This window comes from Kribbella sp. NPDC050470 (assembly GCF_044458365.1).
GTDB lineage: Bacteria > Actinomycetota > Actinomycetes > Propionibacteriales > Kribbellaceae > Kribbella.
Genome location: NZ_JBITHV010000010.1, coordinates 365,708 through 382,736 on the forward strand (window position 1 = coordinate 365,708; position 17,029 = coordinate 382,736).

The following is a 17,029-nucleotide window of genomic DNA, read 5'->3' on the forward strand; positions in this document are numbered from 1 at the left end:
AGGTCATAGGCCAAGGCGTAGACAATCGTTTGCCGGTGGCCCCGTCCGCACGCGAGACTGCGCAGTGTGACCGGATCGCTGCGGATCGAGCTGCTCGGGCCGCTCCGCGTCGAGGTGGACGGCCGGGTCGTGGAGGCGGGGCCGCTCCGGCAACAGGCTCTCCTCGCGGTGCTTGCGCTGCGAGCCAACCGGACCAGTACGGCGGAGGAGCTGTTCGACGCGGTCTGGGCGGACCGGCCGCCGGCGAGCGGTTTGAAGGTGTTGCCGCCGTACATCTACCGGATCCGCAAGGCGCTCGGAGTGGACGGGCTGCTGGAGCGGACACGCGACGGCTACCAACTGCGGCTCCCCGCGGGATCCGTCGACCTCGACGACTTCGAGGCAGCCGCGCAGCAGGCTGAGGCGTCGCGTGCCGCCGGTGATGTCGATACTGCTGCGGCCGCCTACGCGCGAGCGCTCGACCTCCACCGCGGTGAACCGCTCAGCGGCCTGCCGGGCCAGTACCTGGCGGCGCAGCGCGTCCGGCTGACCGAGCGCCGCTACAAGGTGCTGAGTGATCGGATCGACCTAGACCTCGAATGCGGTCGCCACACTGCGGTTGTGGCCGAACTGGTGGCCGCAGTAGCCGACCGGCCCCTCGACGAACGGCTTGCCGGCCAGCTGATGCTCGCCCTGTACGCCGGTGGCCGCCAAGCCGAGGCGTTGAACGTCTATGCCCGGACGCGCGACACCTTGGTCGAGCAACTCGGAGTCGAACCGGCCCCGGAGCTCCGTGCCACGCACCAACGGGTCCTCCGCAACGAGCCGCAACCGCAGCAGACGCGTGACGAGCTCCCGTACCAAGACGCCGCCTTCGTCGGCCGGGAAGCAGAGCTGGCCGCATTGGTCGCAGCACTGACTCCCACTGTCCGGTCCGCTCCCCCGGTCGTCGCCATCGACGGCATGGGTGGCACCGGCAAGACCGCCCTGGCTGTCCGCGCCGCCCGCGAGCTGGCCGACGCTTACCCCGACGGTCTGCTCTACCTGCAGCTCCACGGACACACACCAGGCAGACAGCCGCTCGCTGTCGCGGCTGCGCTGGACCATCTGCTCGGCAGTCTCGGCATCCGACCAGATCGCATCCCGCGCGATCCGGACGGGCAGGCGGCGATGTGGCGGTCGGAGGTCGCCGGAAGACGAGTGCTCGTCGTACTGGACGATGCACTGAGTAGCGAGGTGCTGCAGCCGCTGCTGCCGGGCACGCCCAGCTGCGGTGTCATCGTGACGAGTCGGCGCCAGCTCACCGGGATCGACGCCGGCACTCGACTGCCCCTCGCCGTACTGGATGAGGTGGACGCGGCAGCGCTCCTCACGGAGATCATCGGCGCCGACAGGGCACAGGCCAGGCAGCAGGCGACACATGAGCTGGTGCAGCGGTGCGGTCACCTGCCGCTGGCCATCCGGATCGCGGCCGCGCGGCTGCGGCACCGCCCGGCCTGGACAGTCGAGCACCTCAACCAGCGTCTGTCCGCGCAGGAACGGCGGCTCAGCGAGCTGGCCGTCGACGGCCGGCGGCTGGAGTCGGCCTTCGCCTTGTCCTACGAGTACCTGAGCGACGAGCAGCAGCGGATGTTCCGCTACCTCAGCCTGATGCCCGGCCGCGACGTCGACCAGTACGGCGCCGCCGCGCTGGCCGGGGTCACTCCGGAGGCCGCCGAGCCAGTCCTCGAAGAGCTGGTCGACGCCAACCTGCTGCTGCAGCCGGCCGCCGGCCGCTTCCAGTTCCACGACCTCCTGCGCGCCTACGCAAGCCAGCTGAGCAAGCAGTACGACGAGGACGCCGTACGACGAGCCGCCAGCGGCCGCCTGCTCGAGTACTACCTCAGCACGGGCCACCGAGCCGTCTCCCAGATCACCAAGCTCCGCTACATCGACATCAGCGACCGGCAGCCCATCCCCGGGCCGGAGCTGGCTTCGTCACAGCAAGGACTCGCGTGGGGTGACGTGGAGGGTGGCAACGTGCTGGCTGCCGTCCAGCAGGCGGCCGACGGCGGCTGGGACGAGCGGAGCTGGCTGATCGCCGCCGGCTTCGCGCGGTACTTCCATGAACGCGGCCGGGTCAGCGAACGCGAGACTCTGCTCGCGCTCGGTCTCCAGGCCGCGCGCCGACTGGGCGATCCCATGGCGCAGGCGTCCGTGCTGCACGTGCTCGGGATCTTCAGCAAGGTGCAGTCCGGTCCGAAGGTCAGCCTGGAGTACCTGCGCGCCGCCGTCGAGCTGTTGCCCGACGACGCCGACCCGGTGCTGCGCATCCAGGTATTGATTGCCTTCGGCAACACCATCGGGATGATCGATCCCGGTACCGAGTCGACCGCGGCGCTGACCACCGCGCTGGAGCTGGCGCGGTCGATCGGCGACGACCGGATCGCCGGTCACGCCCTGACCGAGCGTGCCATCAAGGAGGCCGCCCGGCACGACTACCGGCAGGCGTACGAGTCGTACAAGCTGGCGATGGCCATCGCCAGGGCGCAGGACGACCAGACCCTGCAGCCGCACATCCACAACGGGACGGCCGAGGTGCTCAACGCGCTCGGCCGCCATGACGAGGCCATCGAGAGCGTCCGGCAGGGACAGGACATCGCCGATCGGGTCGGCATGCGGCACAGCCGGTCGGACGCGCTGATCCAGCTCGGCATCGCGCACCGTGCGCTCGGCCGCCTGGACGAGGCGCTGGAACTGCATGAGCAGGCGCTGAAGGTCGCGCTGGAGGTCGGCTCCCGATTCTCCATCGACGAGTCACGCATCGAGCTCGGCTACAGCCTGCTGGCCGTCGGCAGGCCGGACGAGAGCCGTGCGATGTTCGATGCGGTTCTGCAGGACTCGCAGGCCGAGCATCAAGCTCTCACCGCTGCGCGGGTTCTCGAAGGACTTGCAGCGGTCGCGGAGGCCGCCGGCTCCTACGAGCAGGCAGCGGCCTTGCTGGACGAGGCCCTGCGACGGCTGGGGTCGCTGACGCCGCTGTACGCCGCCGAGCTGCGACAACGCCGCACATCGATCATGCGGTCGGCCTAGTTCGGGTTCTGGCGGTCGGCGTGGTTCTCTAGGTGGGGTGCGCACAGTTCCACGGGTGGTGGCCGTGCTCGGGCTGTTGCTGGGCGTGGCTGCCTGCAGCGATGAGCCGGGAGCCATAGCACCCCCTGCTACCTCACCCACACCGTCGGACAGTCCATCGACGAGCACTCTCCCTCCCCCGCCGGCTCATGGTGACCTGCCGCGCGGTGGGCGCACGATCTTCCCGAAGCACCAGCTCGTCGGGTACGTCGGCCTGCCCGGCTCTCCCGCGCTCGGCCCACTCGACAAGGACCTGGACACCAGGGCGGCCCGGCTGGAGAAGCTGTCCCGTGCGTATGCCGCCGGCCGCACACCGCTGCCGGTGATGGAGCTGATCACCGTGGTCGCGAAGGCGGCGCCCGGTAAGGACGGGATGTACCGCGGCCGGCTGCCGGACGCGAAGATCCAGGAGTACCTGACGGTCGCCCGCAAGCACCGGATGCTGCTGCTGCTCGACGTCCAGCCCGGCCGGGCCAAGATCCTGCCCGAGGTGAAGCGGCTCGAGCGCTGGCTGAAGGAGCCGGATGTCGGGCTGGCCTTCGACCCGGAGTGGGCGGTCGGGCCCAACCAGGTGCCCGGCCGCGTCTTCGGCCGTACGACGGGCGCCGAGCTCGACGGCATCGCGTCGTACCTGTCGGGGCTGGTGCAGACGCACAAGCTGCCGGAGAAGGTGTTCGTGTTCCACCAGCTGTCGCCCCGGATCGTGACCGGCGAGCAGGCGCTGAAGAAGCATCCGGGCGTGGTGACGATCAAGTCGGTGGACGGGATCGGGGCCGCCGAGGACAAGCTGGAGACGTGGGGCAAGCTCACCCGGCGGCTGCCTCCCGCGGTGCACACCGGCTTCAAGCTGTTCCGCGTCGAGGACGCCCGGCACGGCCCGGTGATGACGCCGGCCCAGGTCCTCGCGCTGAAACCGCGCCCAGAGTTCGTCGTGTACGAATAGAGGATGCGGATAGCCTTCGCCGTCGCCGGTGGCCCGGGAGCAGGATCTGGCCAGGCCTAGATCCGGCGGCCCGTCGCGAACCGGTGGCGGCCGGCGAGGTCCAGCTGGTCGCGGACCTCGGTGAACAGCCCGGTCGCGGCGAATACCGCCGGCGCCGACTCGCCCTGAACGTCCGCGTGCTCGCACGCGAACCAGCCGCCGGGCTTCAGCAGCCGGCCGGCCGTCGCCGCGACGACCTTGATCTCGTCGAGGCCGTCGTCACCGGACCACAACGCCAGCGCCGGGTCGTGGTCGCGGACCTCGGCGGTGACCGATTCCCACGCAGTCAAAGGGATGTACGGCGGGTTGGAGATCACCGCATCCACCTGGCCGTCGAGCTCGGGCAGGCAGCCGTCGATATCACCCTCGTGCAGGACAGCACCGGTCCCGGCCAGGTTGCGGCGAGCCCAGACGCAGGCCTCCGGCGACAGCTCGACCGCGTGCACGACGCTGTCCGGGCGCTCGGTCGCCACCGCGCCGGCGATCGCGCCGGAGCCGGTGCACAGGTCGACGACCAGGGGCGACTCGACGTCGGCCAGCTTGTCGAGGATCCAGCCGACCATCACCTCGGTTTCCGGGCGCGGCACGAAGACACCGGGTCCGACCGCGAGCTCCCGGTAGCGGAAGGCCGCCGTACCGGTCAGGTGCTGGAGTGGCTCACGGGCGGCTCGGCGGGCGATCAACTCGTCGTACGCCTGTAATTGAGCGTCGGTCGGCTCGGCGAGGTTGAGGCGGCTGGACCCGGTGACGAAGGCGAGCAGCTCGGCGGCGTCGAAGTCGGGTGAGGCGACCCCCGCCTCCCGCAACCGAGCCGCCGCCTCGGCGACAACCACCTTCCCGCTCACTTGGAGTCGACGGCCTCGAGGCGGGCGGCCAGGTCGGCGTCGGTGAGGGCCTGGATCACCGGTGCGAGCTCGCCGCCGAGGACCTGGTCCAGGTTGTGCGCCTTGTAGCCGACGCGGTGGTCGGAGAACCGGTTCTCCGGGAAGTTGTAGGTGCGGACCCGCTCGGACCGGTCGACGGTCCGGATCTGCGACCGGCGCGCGTCCGACGCCTCCTGGTCGGCGGCCTCCTGAGCGGCCGCGAGCAGCCGGGCGCGGAGCACGCGCAGGGCCTGCTCGCGGTTCTGCAGCTGGGACTTCTCGTTCTGCATCGACACCACGATGCCGGTCGGCAGGTGGGTGATCCGGACCGCGGAGTCGGTCGTGTTCACGCTCTGCCCACCCGGCCCGGACGACCGGAACACGTCGATGCGCAGGTCGTTCTGGTCGATCTCGACGTCGACGTCCTCGGCCTCCGGCAGCACCAGCACGCCGGCCGCGGAGGTGTGGATCCGGCCCTGCGACTCGGTCACCGGCACCCGCTGGACCCGGTGCACACCGCCTTCGAACTTCAGCTTCGCGTACGGCGCCTCGCCCGGCTCCGGCGTGCCCTTCGCCTTTACCGCGACGGTGATCGACTTGTACCCGCCCAGGTCGGACTCGGCCGAGTCGAGCACCTCGGTCTTCCAGTTCTGCGACTCGGCGTACTTCAGGTACATCTTCAGCAGGTCGCCGGCGAACAGCGCGGACTCGTCGCCGCCCTCACCGGCCTTGATCTCGAGGATCGCGTCCTTGTCGTCACTCGGGTCGCGCGGGACCAGCAGCAACTGCAGCTTGTCCGCCAGCTCCTCGCGGCGGGCCGCCAGCTTGGTGGCCTCGTCGGCGAACGCCGGGTCCTCGGCCGCCAGCTCCCGGGCCGCCTCGATGTCGTCGCCGGTCTGCAGCCACTCGTCGTACGTGCGGACGACCGGCGCCAGCGCGGCGTACCGCTTGCCGACGCGGCGCGCGTTGGCCTGGTCGGAGTGCAGCTCCGGATCGGACATCTGCCGCTCCAGCTCGGCGTACTCCGCCTTCAGCGTCTGAACCGCCTCGAACATCGCGCACTCCTCCCTTCAGGTGTCCCGGACATACACAAACCGCGCGCCGGTCCCGCAGACATGCGGAACCGGCGCGCGGTGAGGCAACTACTTCTTGGCGTACCGCTTCTCGAAGCGGGCCACCCGGCCACCGGTGTCGAGGATCTTCTGCTTGCCGGTGTAGAAGGGGTGACACTGCGAGCACACGTCGGCGTGAATGACGCCGTTCTCCGCGGTCGAGCGCGTCTGGAACGTGGCGCCACAGGTGCAGGTCACCGTGGTGTCGACGTACGTCGGGTGGATGTCGCTCTTCAAGGGATCTCCTAGGTTCAGGTGCCCCGGGTCGCCCGCGGGCGCGAGCGTGAACCGGAACCGACACACCAGTTTGCCACCCAGGGGCAGCAAACTGGTAATCGAGTGCTTCTAGTTACCGTCGTCGGTACTGCGTGCCCCGCCCGCGGACGGTGTGGTCTTGTTCACCTGCAGCAGGAACTCGATGTTCGACTTGCTCTCCTTGAGCTTGCCGATCAGCAGCTCCAGGGCGGCCTGGCCGTCGAGGGCCGACAGCACCCGGCGGAGCTTCCAGACGACCTGGGTCTCGTCCTTGCTCATCAGCAGTTCCTCGCGGCGGGTGCCGGAGGCGACCACGTCGATGGCCGGGAAGATCCGCCGGTCGGCGAACTCGCGGCGCAGCCGCAGCTCCATGTTGCCGGTGCCCTTGAACTCCTCGAAGATGACCTCGTCCATCTTGGAGCCGGTCTCGATCAGCGCGGTGGCCAGGATGGTCAGCGAGCCGCCGTCCTCGATGTTGCGGGCCGCGCCGAAGAACCGCTTCGGCGGGTACAGCGCCGAGGAGTCGACACCACCGGACAGGATCCGGCCGCTGGCCGGCGCCGCGATGTTGTACGCGCGGCCGAGCCGGGTGATCGAGTCGAGCAGCACGACGACGTCGTGGCCGAGCTCGACCAGGCGCTTGGCCCGCTCGATCGCCAGCTCGGCGACCGTGGTGTGGTCGTCGGCCGGGCGGTCGAAGGTCGAGGCGATGACCTCGCCCTTCACGGTGCGCTGCATGTCGGTGACCTCTTCGGGCCGCTCGTCCACCAGCACGACCATCAGGTGTACTTCGGGGTTGTTCGTGGTGATCGCGTTCGCGAGCGCCTGCAGCACCATCGTCTTGCCGGCCTTCGGCGGCGAGACGATCAGGCCGCGCTGGCCCTTGCCGATCGGGCTGACGATGTCGACGATCCGGGTGGTGAGCACGCCGGGCTCGGTCTCCAGCCGGAGCCGCTCGGTCGCGTACAGCGGGGTCAGCTTGTTGAAGTCCTGCCGCTGCTTGGCGATCTCCGGGTCCGACCCGTTCACGGTGTCGATCCGGACCAGCGGGTTGAACTTCTCCTTGCGCTCACCCTCCTGCGGCTGCTTCACCGCGCCGGTGATCGCGTCACCCTTGCGCAGGCCGTACCGCTTCACCATCGACAGGGCGACGTACACGTCGTTCGGGCCCGGCAGGTAGCCGCTGGTCCGGACGAAGGCGTAGTTGTCCAGCACGTCGAGGATGCCGGCCGCCGGGACGAGGACGTCGTCCTCGCTGATCGTCGGCTCCGGGTCGAACCGCTCGCCGCGGCCGCGGTTGCGGCCACCGTCCCGACCGCTGTCGCGGCCGCCGGTCTGGTTCCCGTCGCGGTTGCGGTCCCGGTCGCGGCCCCGGCGGCGCCGGCGACGGCCCTCGCCTTCCTCGCCGCGGTCGGCCTGGTCCTGCCGGTTCCGCTGGTCGCCCCGGTTGTCGGCCCGGTTGTCGGCCCGGTTGTCGGCCCGGTTGTCGGCCCGGTTGTCGGCCCGGTTGTCGCCCCGGTTCTGGTCGCCGCGGTTGCCGTCCCGGTTCTGCTCGCCGCGGTCGCCGCGGTCGCCCCGGTTGTCACGGTTGCGGTCGCGGTTCTGCTCGCCGCGCTCACCCCGGATGTCCCGGTTGTCGCGGTTCTGTTCGCCGCGGTCCCGGTTGCGGTTCCGGTTGTCGCGGTCACCGCGGTCGTCCCGGTCCTCACCGCGGTCGTCGCCACGGTTGTCCGCACGGCTCTCCGCGCGGTTGTCCACAGCCTGCTCGGCCTTCGGCTCGGCGACGGAGGTGCCGTTCTGCGTGGCGACCGCGGCCGCAGGCGCCTCGGCGGCGACCGCCGGCGCACTGGCAGCCGGCGCACTCGCGGCCGGCGCACTGGCAGCCGGAGCGTTGGCAGCCGGCGCAGCGGCGGCGTCCTGCTCGGCGGCGCCGTTCTGGGCGGTCTCCTTGGCCGCGGCGCGGGTCCGGCGGCTGCCGCCCTCCCGCTTGGCCGGGGCCTTGGCCGCGGGCGCCTCGTCGGCGGCCTCGTCCAGGGTCGGCTGGCTCGTCTTCGGGCGCGATCCGCCCGTCGAGCCACCCGCCTGGGCGGCCTTGATCGCCTCGATCAGCTGGCCCTTGCGCAGTGCGCCGGTGCCCTTGATGCCGAGCGTCCCGGCGAGCTGCTTGAGCTCGGGGAGCAGCATGCCCTCGAGGCCGCCTCCGGCCTTCCGGCGACGCGTCGCGGTGGTGGCCGCAGCGTCGGAACCCGGGGCCGACGAGGTGCCGGCTCCGCTGGAGGCTTCAACAGTTTCAGTCACGTGAGGTCCTTCCCACACGGATCGTCGATGACATGGAAGCCAATCGACCGTTTCATCACCCACGACCGATGCGGTGCCAGCTGTTCCGGCTGCGGCGGTCACGTGGGTACAAGAGGCTCTCGCTCGATCTGAGTCCCCTCGGACATCCCCGGCGCAGGCGGCGCAAGTTCAGATCCACAGGAGGGTCGCCACACAACACAGGGTGCCGGGAGCACAGCCCGGATCGTGACGAGAGTTCACCGATCACCTGGAGGGGATCGGGTGAGTCGAGACTAGCACCACTACGGGTCTTTCTGCTGACTCGAGGGGTACAACGCGTGTCAGTCCCGACTCATTCCCGAACGGCTCAGTGGTCTAGCCCGCCTCCATCGACCAGACCTGTACGCCGACTGGATCGATCCCCAGGTCGTGCCGGGTCCAGCCGTCCGGAGCCGGCGGCGCGCCCCGAAAGAAGCTCTGACCTGCACTTTTACCGGGTGACTGCGGGCCCGATGAGGCAGCGGCCGGATCTGGGCGGCCCAGCACGACCACAGTCGGCCCGGCGCCGCTCACGATCGCCGGCAGCCCGCTCCCCCGCAGCTTGTGCACCAGCGCCAGACTCTCCGGCATCGCTGGCTCGCGGTACTCCTGGTGCAGCAGATCCTCGGTCGCCGTCAGCAACAACTCCGGCCGCCCGGTCACCGCCGCGACGAGCAATGCAGCCTTCCCCGCGTTGGCCGCGGCATCACTGTGAGAAACGACCGTCGGCAGCAACCCGCGCGCCTCCTTGGTCAGCACGCGATTGTCAGGTACGTACGCCGCCGCAGCCAACCCGTCCACGGTGTCGAGTCGCACCGCTCGGCCCGTCTCCCCTTCAGTCCAAGCGATTGTGAACCCACCGAGCGCAGCCGCCGCCACGTTGTCCGGGTGCCCTTCGAGCTCGTTCGCCAGTACGACGAGATGCTCCCGATCCAGCGGTTCACCGGCCAGTCCGTACGCCGCCGCGAGTCCGCCGACGATCGCGGCCGACGACGAACCGAGCCCGCGGCCGTGCGGAATCCGGTTCTCGCAGCGCAAGGTGAACCCGGGCACCGAGGCGCCCAGGGCCTCGAGACCGCGACGGATCGCCTGGACCACCAGGTGCGACTCGTCCAGCGGCACCTCGCCCTCGCCGGCCCCGCTGACCTCGACCGTGACGCCGGATCCACCCGGGGTGACGATCAGGTCGTCGTACAGGGTCAGCGCCAGGCCGAACGCGTCGAAGCCGGGGCCGAGGTTCGCGCTCGTGGCCGGGACGCGGACCCGGACCTGGTCGCACGGCCGGCGGTCGCTGGTGACCTCCACCTTGCTCTCCACTGCCGGCCGGTCAGCTCAGGCCGGCGACGCGGGCGACGGCGTCGGTGTCGGCCGGGGTGACCGGTGACTCCTTCACCTTCGCGTGGTCGAGCGCGGTGTCGATGTCCTTCAGGCCGTGGCCTGTGACGGTGATCACCACGGTCGAGCCGCCGTCCAGCCAGCCTTGCGCCTTCGCGTGCAGCAGACCGGCGACGCCGGCCGCCGATGCGGGCTCCACGAACACGCCTTCGCGGGCGGCGAGCTCACGCTGCGCGGTGAGGATCTGCTCGTCGGTGACCATCTCGATCCGGCCGCCGGACTCGTCCCGGGCGGCCTCGGCCAGCGTCCAGGAGGCCGGGTTGCCGACCCGGATCGCGGTCGCCGCGGTCTCCGGCTTCTCGACGATCGCCTTCCGGACGATCGGGGCCGCGCCCTCGGCCTGGAATCCCCACATCCGCGGGGTCTTCGAGGCGAGCTTGTCCTTCGCGTACTCCTGGTAGCCCTTCCAGTAGGCCGCGATGTTGCCCGCGTTGCCGACCGGCAGCACGTGCAGGTCAGGGGCGTCGCCGAGCAGGTCGCAGACCTCGAAGGCGGCCGTCTTCTGGCCTTCCAGCCGGACCGGGTTGACCGAGTTCACCAGCGCGACCGGGTAGTGCTTGCCGAGCTCGCGGACGATCCGCAGGCAGTCGTCGAACCCGCCGTCGATGGAGACCAGCTGGGCGCCATGCACGATCGCCTGGGCCAGCTTGCCCTTCGCGATCCGGCCGGCCGGGATCAGCACCAGCGGGAGCAGCCCGGCGCGGACGGCGTACGCCGCCGCCGACGCCGAGGTGTTGCCGGTCGACGCGCAGACCACGGCCTTGTCACCGGCCTGCGCGGCCAGCGAGATCGCGACCGTCATGCCGCGGTCCTTGAACGAGCCGGTCGGGTTGTTGCCCTCGACCTTGAGCCAGACCTCGCACTTGGTCTGCTCGCTGAGCCACTGCGCGGCCACCAGCGGCGTCCCGCCCTCGCCGAGCGTGACCACGGGAGTGTCCGCCGACACCGGCAGCCGGTCCCTGTACTCCTCGATCACGCCTTGCCACTGGTGTGCCATTCGCTACTCGCCTTCTACCCGCATCACACTGCTGACTTCACGAACGATGTCCATGTCACGCAGGGTCTCCACGGTCGCGGACAACGCGGCGTCGGTCGCGGTGTGGGTGACCACCACCAGCTGCGCGTCACTGCCCCGGCCTTCTTGCCGGACGGTCTGGATGGACACGTCGTGCTCGGCGAAGGCGTGGGCCACTGCCGACAGCACACCGGCCTTGTCGGCCACGTCCAGCGACACGTGGTAGCGGGTCACCGCGTCACCCATCGGCCGCACGGCTCGCTGGGTGTACGACGACTCGCCGACCCCCGGCACTCCCTTGAGCCGGTTGCGCGCGGCGGACACGAGATCCCCGAGGACAGCGCTGGCCGTCGGGGCGCCGCCGGCACCACGACCATAGAACATCAGCTGTCCGGCCGCTTTGGATTCCACGAACACGGCGTTGTACGCGTCGCGAACACTCGCCAACGGATGGGTGGCCGGGATCATCGCCGGGTACACCCGGGCGCTGACCGAGTCGCTCGCCTCGTCGAGCTCGCAGATCGCCAGCGACTTCACCACGCAGCCCATCTCGCGGGCCGAGGCGATGTCGGTGGCCGACACCTCGGTGATGCCCTCGCGGTGCACGTCGGCGATCGAAACCCTGGTGTGGAAGGCCAAACTGGCCAGCAGGGCCGCCTTCGCGGCCGCGTCGAAGCCCTCGATGTCGGCGGTCGGGTCGGCCTCGGCGTACCCGAGCGCCTGGGCCTCCTCCAGCGCCTCGTCGAACCCGGCGCCGGTGCTGTCCATCTTGTCCAGGATGTAGTTCGTGGTGCCGTTGACGATGCCCATCACCCGGGTCACGTCGTCACCGGCCAGCGACTCGCGCAGCGGCCGCAGGATCGGGATCGCACCGGCGACGGCGGCCTCGAAGTACAGGTCGCGCTGGTACTTCTCCGCGGCGGCGAACAGCGTCGGGCCGTCCTCGGCCAGCAGCGCCTTGTTCGCCGTGACCACGGAGGCGCCGTGCTCGAGCGCGGACAGGATCAGGCTGCGGGCCGGCTCCAGGCCGCCGATCACCTCGATCACCAGGTCCAGGTCGCCGCGCGACACCAGTGCGTGCGCGTCGGTCGTGATCAGCGCCGGGTCGACCGCGATGTCCCGCGCGCGACCGGGCCGCCGGACCGCGATCCCCGCGATCTCCAGCCGGCCGCCGACGCGGGCGGCGAGATGGTCACCCTGCTCGGTCAGGATCCGCACCACCTCGGTGCCGACCACGCCACAACCGAGCAGGCCTACCTTCAAGGGTTTGTCGTTCACTCCGCCCCCATGTCGAGCAGTAGCAGATCGTCTTCGGTCTCGCGCCGTACGACGACTCGCGTGTGACCGTCCTTGACCGCGATCACCGGTGGCCGCGGTACGTGGTTGTAATTGCTCGCCATCGACCGGCAGTACGCGCCGGTCCCCGGTACGGCGATCAGGTCGCCGGGACGCACGTCCGACGGGACGAACTCGTCCTTCACCACGATGTCACCGGCCTCGCAGTGCTTGCCGACCACCCGGGCCAGCGTGGGATCGGTGTCGGAGTAGCGGTTCGCGAGCGTGCACGAGTAGTCGGCGTCGTACAGCGCCGTGCGGATGTTGTCGCTCATCCCGCCGTCGACCGACACGTACGTGCGGGAGGCGCCGGCGTCGAGCTCGACCTCCTTGACCGTGCCGACCGTGTAGACGGTGCAGACGGCCGGGCCGACGATCGCGCGCCCGGGCTCGATCGACACCTTCGGCACGTCGACCTGGAACGCCCGGCACTCGTGCTCGACGATCTTGCCCATCTCGGTGGCCAGCTGCGCCGGGTCGGACGGGTCGTCCTGCGTGGTGTAGGCGATGCCGAAGCCACCACCCAGGTCGAGCTCCGGCATGTCCACACCGAGCTCCTCGGAAACCCTTGCGTGCAAGGCGATCACGCGCCTCGCGGCCACCTCGAACCCGGACGAGTCGAAGATCTGCGACCCGATGTGCGAGTGCAGCCCGAGCAGTTCCAGCTCGGCCGCTTCGTTGACTCGGGCAACGGCTTCGAAGGCCGCGCCGGACGTGATCGAGAAGCCGAACTTCTGGTCCTCGTGCGCGGTCGCGATGTACTCGTGGGTGTGCGCCTCGACGCCGGCGGTGACCCGGATCATCACCGGCGCGGTGGTGTCGCGCTCCCGGGCGAGCTCGATCAGCCGGTCGATCTCGTACAGCGAGTCCACGATGATCCGGCCGACGCCCGCGTCCAGCGCCCGGGCCAGCTCGGACTCGGACTTGTTGTTGCCGTGGAAACCGAGCCGCTGGGGGTCTGCGCCGGCGCGCAGCGCCACGGCCAGCTCTCCGCCGCTGCAGACGTCGAGGTTGAGGCCCTCCTCCATCACCCAGCGGACGACCGTCGTACACAGGAACGCCTTGCCGGCGTAGTAGACGTCGAAGTCCTTGAAGGCGTGCTTGAACGCGCGGGCGCGGGCGCGGAAGTCGTCCTCGTCCAGCACGTACGCCGGGCTGCCGTGCTCGGCGACCAGGTCCCGGACGTCGACACCGCCGACGACCAGTGAACCCTCGCCGGTCTTCTTCGCCGTGGACGACCACAGCTGCGGGACCAGGTCGTTGACGTCGCGGGGAGCACGCAGCCAGGACGGGCCGCGGTGGCCGATGTCCGCGTGCAGCGCGCCCGCCTCGTGCGCCCTCACATCCGCTCCGGTGCGGAGACGCCGAGCAGGTCCAGCCCGTTGGCGAGCACGGTCCTGGTCGCGGAGACCAGGGTCAGGCGAGCCTTGTGCACCGGCTCCACCTCCTCGTCGCCGCGCGGCAGCACGCGGCAACTGTCGTAGAACTTGTGGAACGCCGACGCGGTGTCCTCGAGGTAGCGGGCGATCCGGTGCGGCTCGCGCAGCTCCGCGGCGGTGGCGACGACGCGCGGGAACTCGGCCAGCGCGCGGAGCAGGTCGCCCTCGCGCTCGTGGCTGAGCAGGCCCGGGTCGAACTCGTCCAGCTTGATGCCGAGCTCGTCGGCGTTCCGCAGGATCGAGGCCAGCCGGGCGTGCGCGTACTGGACGTAGTAGACCGGGTTCTCGCTGACCTGGCGGGTCATCTCCTCGATATCGAGGGTCAGCGGTGAGTCCACCGGGTAGCGGCAGAGTGTGTAGCGCAGCGGGTCGACACCGCCCTCCTCGACCAGCTCGGCCAGCGTGACGATGGTGCCGGCCCGCTTGGACAGCCGCATCTCCTCGCCGCCCTTGAGGATCTTCACCAGCTGGCCGATCAGGATCTCGATGTTGTGCTCCGGGTCGTCACCGGCACACGCGGCGATCGCCTTGAGCCGGTTCACGTACCCGTGGTGGTCCGCGCCGAGCATGTAGATGCAGACGTCGAAACCGCGCTCGCGCTTGTTCACGTAGTACGCCGCGTCCGAGGCGAAGTACGTCGGCTCGCCGTTCGACCGGATCAGCACCCGGTCCTTGTCGTCGGTGAAGTCCGTCGTCCGCATCCACAGCGCGTCGTCGGCGTCGTACAGGTGACCCTGCTCGCGGAGCTTCTCGATCGCGTGGCCGACGCCGTCCTGCTCGTGCAGGCTGCGCTCGGAGAACCAGACGTCGAAGTTGGTCCGGAAGTGCTCGAGCTGGGACTGCTGCTCCTTGAGCTGGCGCTCGTACCCGGCCTCGCGGAACGCGACCGCCTGCTCCGCCTCCGGCAGTTCGGTGATGCCGGGGACCTCGGCGACGATCTGCTTGGCCAGGTCGAGGATGTACTCGCCGTGGTAACCGTCCTCCGGGATCGGCCGGCTGTGCGCGGCCGCCTGCAGGCTGGCGCCGAACTTGTCCATCTGGGCGCCGCGGTCGTTGATGTAGAACTCACGGGTCACCTTCGCGCCGGCCGCGGCCAGCACCCGGGCCAGCGCGTCACCGACCGCGGCCCAGCGGGTGTGGCCGAGGTGCAGCGGGCCGGTCGGGTTGGCGGAGATGAACTCCAGGTTCACCGTCTGGCCGTGCAGGCTGTCGGTGTGCCCGTACGCCGCGCCGGCGTCGAGAATCGCCTGCGCGACCTTGCCCTGGGCATCGGCCGCGACCCGGAGGTTGATGAAGCCCGGACCGGCGATCTCGACCGCGGTGATCGCATCGTCGTCCTGCAGCTTGGCGGCCAGCAGCTCGGCGAACTGGCGCGGATTCAGCCCGGCCCGCTTGCCCAGCTGCATGGCGACATTGGTGGCGTAGTCCCCGTGCTCGGGGTTCTTGGGTCGCTCGACCTTCAGCTCGCGCGGCAGCCCGCCCTCGACGGTGATGGCGCCGTCGTCGGCGAGCGCGGCCAGGGCCTGCAGGATCTTCTCAACGAGCTGTTCCGGAGTCACTGCCTCAGCCTAATGGGCCTGCCCCCAAACCCTTGACTCACCATCCACAGCCCGGTACGCCGTCAACCGTGGGCGATCACGAAGATGCGCGCCTTGGGGGTCAGCGGTGCATCCCAGGCAGCCGGCTTGCCGTCCACGGTGACTGTGAGTGAGCCACACGTGTCGCCCAGGCACTTGGCGTCGTACCGGACTCCCCAGAGGGTGAAGAACTGCGCGAGCGTCGGGCGCTCGGCGGTCGTCTTGGCCTCGACGTACACGAGGCCGTCGGTGGTGTGCGTGTGCACGGCGGCCTGCTCGGCGCGGACCCGGTCGACACCGATCCCGGCCGGGATCTGCACCTGCGCCCCGTCGACGTTGACCGAGAGGATGACGGTGTACGGCGACGGGCCGGAGAAATCGAGCGGGAGACGTTCGAACCCCGCCTTGTCGATGTACGACACCGCATCGCGGGGCGCGTCCCACGGCGGCGGCCCGGTCCGGAGCTCGGCCGGGCCGGGCGGCGCGGGACCGACCTGGCAGCCGCCGGTCACACTGCTGACGAGGAGCAGAGCGGCTGCCGTCGCACCCGCCCGGCGCCACCTGCCTGCTTTCATGAGGAGCAGGTTGCCATGAGGCGCCGGTGCAGGTGGTCGCCGGGGGTCAGCGCTCCGACGGCATCAGGAACCAGAGCACCAGGTAGATGAGGATCTGCGGGCCGGGCAGCAGGCAACTGACGACGAAGATGAGCCGCATCGTGTTCGCCGACATACCGAACCGGCGAGCCAGTCCGGCACAGACACCGCCGATCATGCGACCGTGGGACGGGCGGACCAAAGTGCTAGCCATGGGTACCGAATTCCTTTCACTGATGGGCTTACAACCACTATGACGCCGACCTGAGCGGACACGATCCCGCCGCACCGCCCTTCCAGGGTCCCGTCAGGGTCACCCCGGCCCCCACCTCCGGTACCCACCCGACGCACCGGCACCCGATTCGGGAATTCGCCGAATCTCCTGATACTGTTCTGACCGTTCCTGAGCCCCCGTAGCTCAGGGGATAGAGCACCGCCCTCCGGAGGCGGGTGCGCAGGTTCGAATCCTGCCGGGGGCGCGCGATCGATCGAGCGATTCTTGTCCGCAAACAGCGCGGACTTGGATCGCTCGCGGTGTTTTGTGGGGGCGCGGCCCCCACGCCCCGCCCGGAGGGGCTTCGCCCCCCGGACCCCCCTTGGCTGTGGTTGCTGTCGGCTGTTCGGTGCGGGTTTGTTAGTCGTCGGGTAGTGCGATCAGGGACATGAGGACTCTGGTCTTGCCTGGTCTCTGCTGTCGGTGGGGTCCTAGGAGGGCGTTGATGGTCTCGCGGAGGTTCGTCAGCTCGGTCGGGTCGGCGTAGATGAGCTGCTGTGAGTAGGTGGGTTGGTTGAGGGTGAGGGTTCGCTCTGTCGTTCCTCTGACCTTGCGTTCTCGGACGACTGTTAGGTAGCCGGCGTCGATGAGGGTGGCTACGTGGCGGTAGAGGGTGGTGGTGGGGACGTCTGGGAGGTCTTGTTTCAGGGCTGTGGTGGTTACTTCCCGGCCTAGGGCCCGTTGGGCTATGCGCCAGCGGATGGGGTGGAGGAGGGCGTCTGGGACGGGGGTTTGGGACTTGGGCATGGGGTCTCCCCATTGGTTTCAATTTTGGTAATAATA

At 69.9% G+C, this 17,029-nt stretch carries 14 protein-coding genes and 1 tRNA gene; 3 read left to right on the forward strand and 12 right to left on the reverse strand.

The annotated features are described in order from the left end of the window. Nucleotides 1-66 precede the first annotated feature (66 nt). Nucleotides 67-3,051, forward strand: a complete 2,985-nt coding sequence (locus ACIBGM_RS30850) for a BTAD domain-containing putative transcriptional regulator (RefSeq protein ID WP_360534302.1) — start codon at nt 67-69, stop codon at nt 3,049-3,051. Nucleotides 3,052-3,088: 37 nt separating this feature from the next. Then, nucleotides 3,089-4,033: a hypothetical protein gene (locus tag ACIBGM_RS30855; RefSeq protein ID WP_396387513.1), complete on the forward strand. Its 945-nt coding sequence runs from the start codon at nt 3,089-3,091 to the stop codon at nt 4,031-4,033. Nucleotides 4,034-4,089: 56 nt separating this feature from the next. Here ACIBGM_RS30855 and prmC read toward each other — a convergent pair whose 3' ends face one another. From prmC to ACIBGM_RS30910, 11 genes are all read right to left on the reverse strand, one after another. Continuing rightward, on the reverse strand, nt 4,090-4,917 hold the full coding sequence (gene prmC, locus ACIBGM_RS30860; RefSeq protein ID WP_360534298.1) for a peptide chain release factor N(5)-glutamine methyltransferase: 828 nt from the start codon (nt 4,915-4,917) through the stop codon (nt 4,090-4,092). Continuing rightward, nucleotides 4,914-5,990, reverse strand: a complete 1,077-nt coding sequence (gene prfA / locus ACIBGM_RS30865) for a peptide chain release factor 1 (RefSeq protein WP_396387514.1) — start codon at nt 5,988-5,990, stop codon at nt 4,914-4,916. The genes prmC and prfA overlap by 4 nt, the downstream gene beginning before the upstream one ends. A gap of 87 nt (nt 5,991-6,077) precedes the next feature. Further along, nucleotides 6,078-6,284 carry a 50S ribosomal protein L31 gene (gene rpmE / locus ACIBGM_RS30870; RefSeq protein WP_145813862.1) on the reverse strand — a complete coding sequence of 69 codons (207 nt, stop codon included), beginning with the start codon at nt 6,282-6,284 and terminating at the stop codon, nt 6,078-6,080. Between the two features lie 108 nt (nt 6,285-6,392). Then, nucleotides 6,393-8,600: a transcription termination factor Rho gene (gene rho / locus ACIBGM_RS30875; protein ID WP_396387516.1), complete on the reverse strand. Its 2,208-nt coding sequence runs from the start codon at nt 8,598-8,600 to the stop codon at nt 6,393-6,395. A 354-nt stretch (nt 8,601-8,954) separates the two neighbouring features. Beyond that, complete coding sequence (gene thrB / locus ACIBGM_RS30880; RefSeq protein ID WP_396387517.1) at nt 8,955-9,923, reverse strand: homoserine kinase; 969 nt, start codon at nt 9,921-9,923, stop codon at nt 8,955-8,957. A gap of 22 nt (nt 9,924-9,945) precedes the next feature. After that, nucleotides 9,946-11,010: a threonine synthase gene (thrC, locus tag ACIBGM_RS30885; protein WP_396387518.1), complete on the reverse strand. Its 1,065-nt coding sequence runs from the start codon at nt 11,008-11,010 to the stop codon at nt 9,946-9,948. A gap of 3 nt (nt 11,011-11,013) precedes the next feature. Next, nucleotides 11,014-12,306, reverse strand: coding sequence for a homoserine dehydrogenase (locus ACIBGM_RS30890; protein ID WP_360534289.1), 1,293 nt, complete (start codon nt 12,304-12,306; stop codon nt 11,014-11,016). Next, nucleotides 12,303-13,706, reverse strand: a complete 1,404-nt coding sequence (gene lysA, locus ACIBGM_RS30895; protein ID WP_396387519.1) for a diaminopimelate decarboxylase — start codon at nt 13,704-13,706, stop codon at nt 12,303-12,305. The genes ACIBGM_RS30890 and lysA overlap by 4 nt, the downstream gene beginning before the upstream one ends. Then, nucleotides 13,703-15,361, reverse strand: a complete 1,659-nt coding sequence (gene argS / locus ACIBGM_RS30900; protein ID WP_396387520.1) for an arginine--tRNA ligase — start codon at nt 15,359-15,361, stop codon at nt 13,703-13,705. Before argS ends, lysA begins: the two co-directional genes overlap by 4 nt. Nucleotides 15,362-15,423: 62 nt before the next feature. Continuing rightward, the gene (locus ACIBGM_RS30905; RefSeq protein WP_396387521.1) at nt 15,424-15,954 is read right to left on the reverse strand and encodes a hypothetical protein; all 531 of its coding nucleotides are present in this window, start codon (nt 15,952-15,954) and stop codon (nt 15,424-15,426) included. 46 nt (nt 15,955-16,000) lie between these two features. Then, nucleotides 16,001-16,186, reverse strand: coding sequence for a PspC domain-containing protein (locus ACIBGM_RS30910; RefSeq protein WP_360534281.1), 186 nt, complete (start codon nt 16,184-16,186; stop codon nt 16,001-16,003). Between the two features lie 193 nt (nt 16,187-16,379). On the opposite strand from ACIBGM_RS30910, the gene ACIBGM_RS30915 reads away from it, so the two are divergent. Further along, a tRNA-Arg gene (locus ACIBGM_RS30915) sits at nt 16,380-16,451 on the forward strand. Between the two features lie 155 nt (nt 16,452-16,606). On the opposite strand, the gene ACIBGM_RS30920 is transcribed toward ACIBGM_RS30915, so the two are convergent. Next, nucleotides 16,607-16,993, reverse strand: coding sequence for a hypothetical protein (locus tag ACIBGM_RS30920; protein ID WP_396387522.1), 387 nt, complete (start codon nt 16,991-16,993; stop codon nt 16,607-16,609). Between the last annotated feature and the right edge of the window lie 36 nt (nt 16,994-17,029).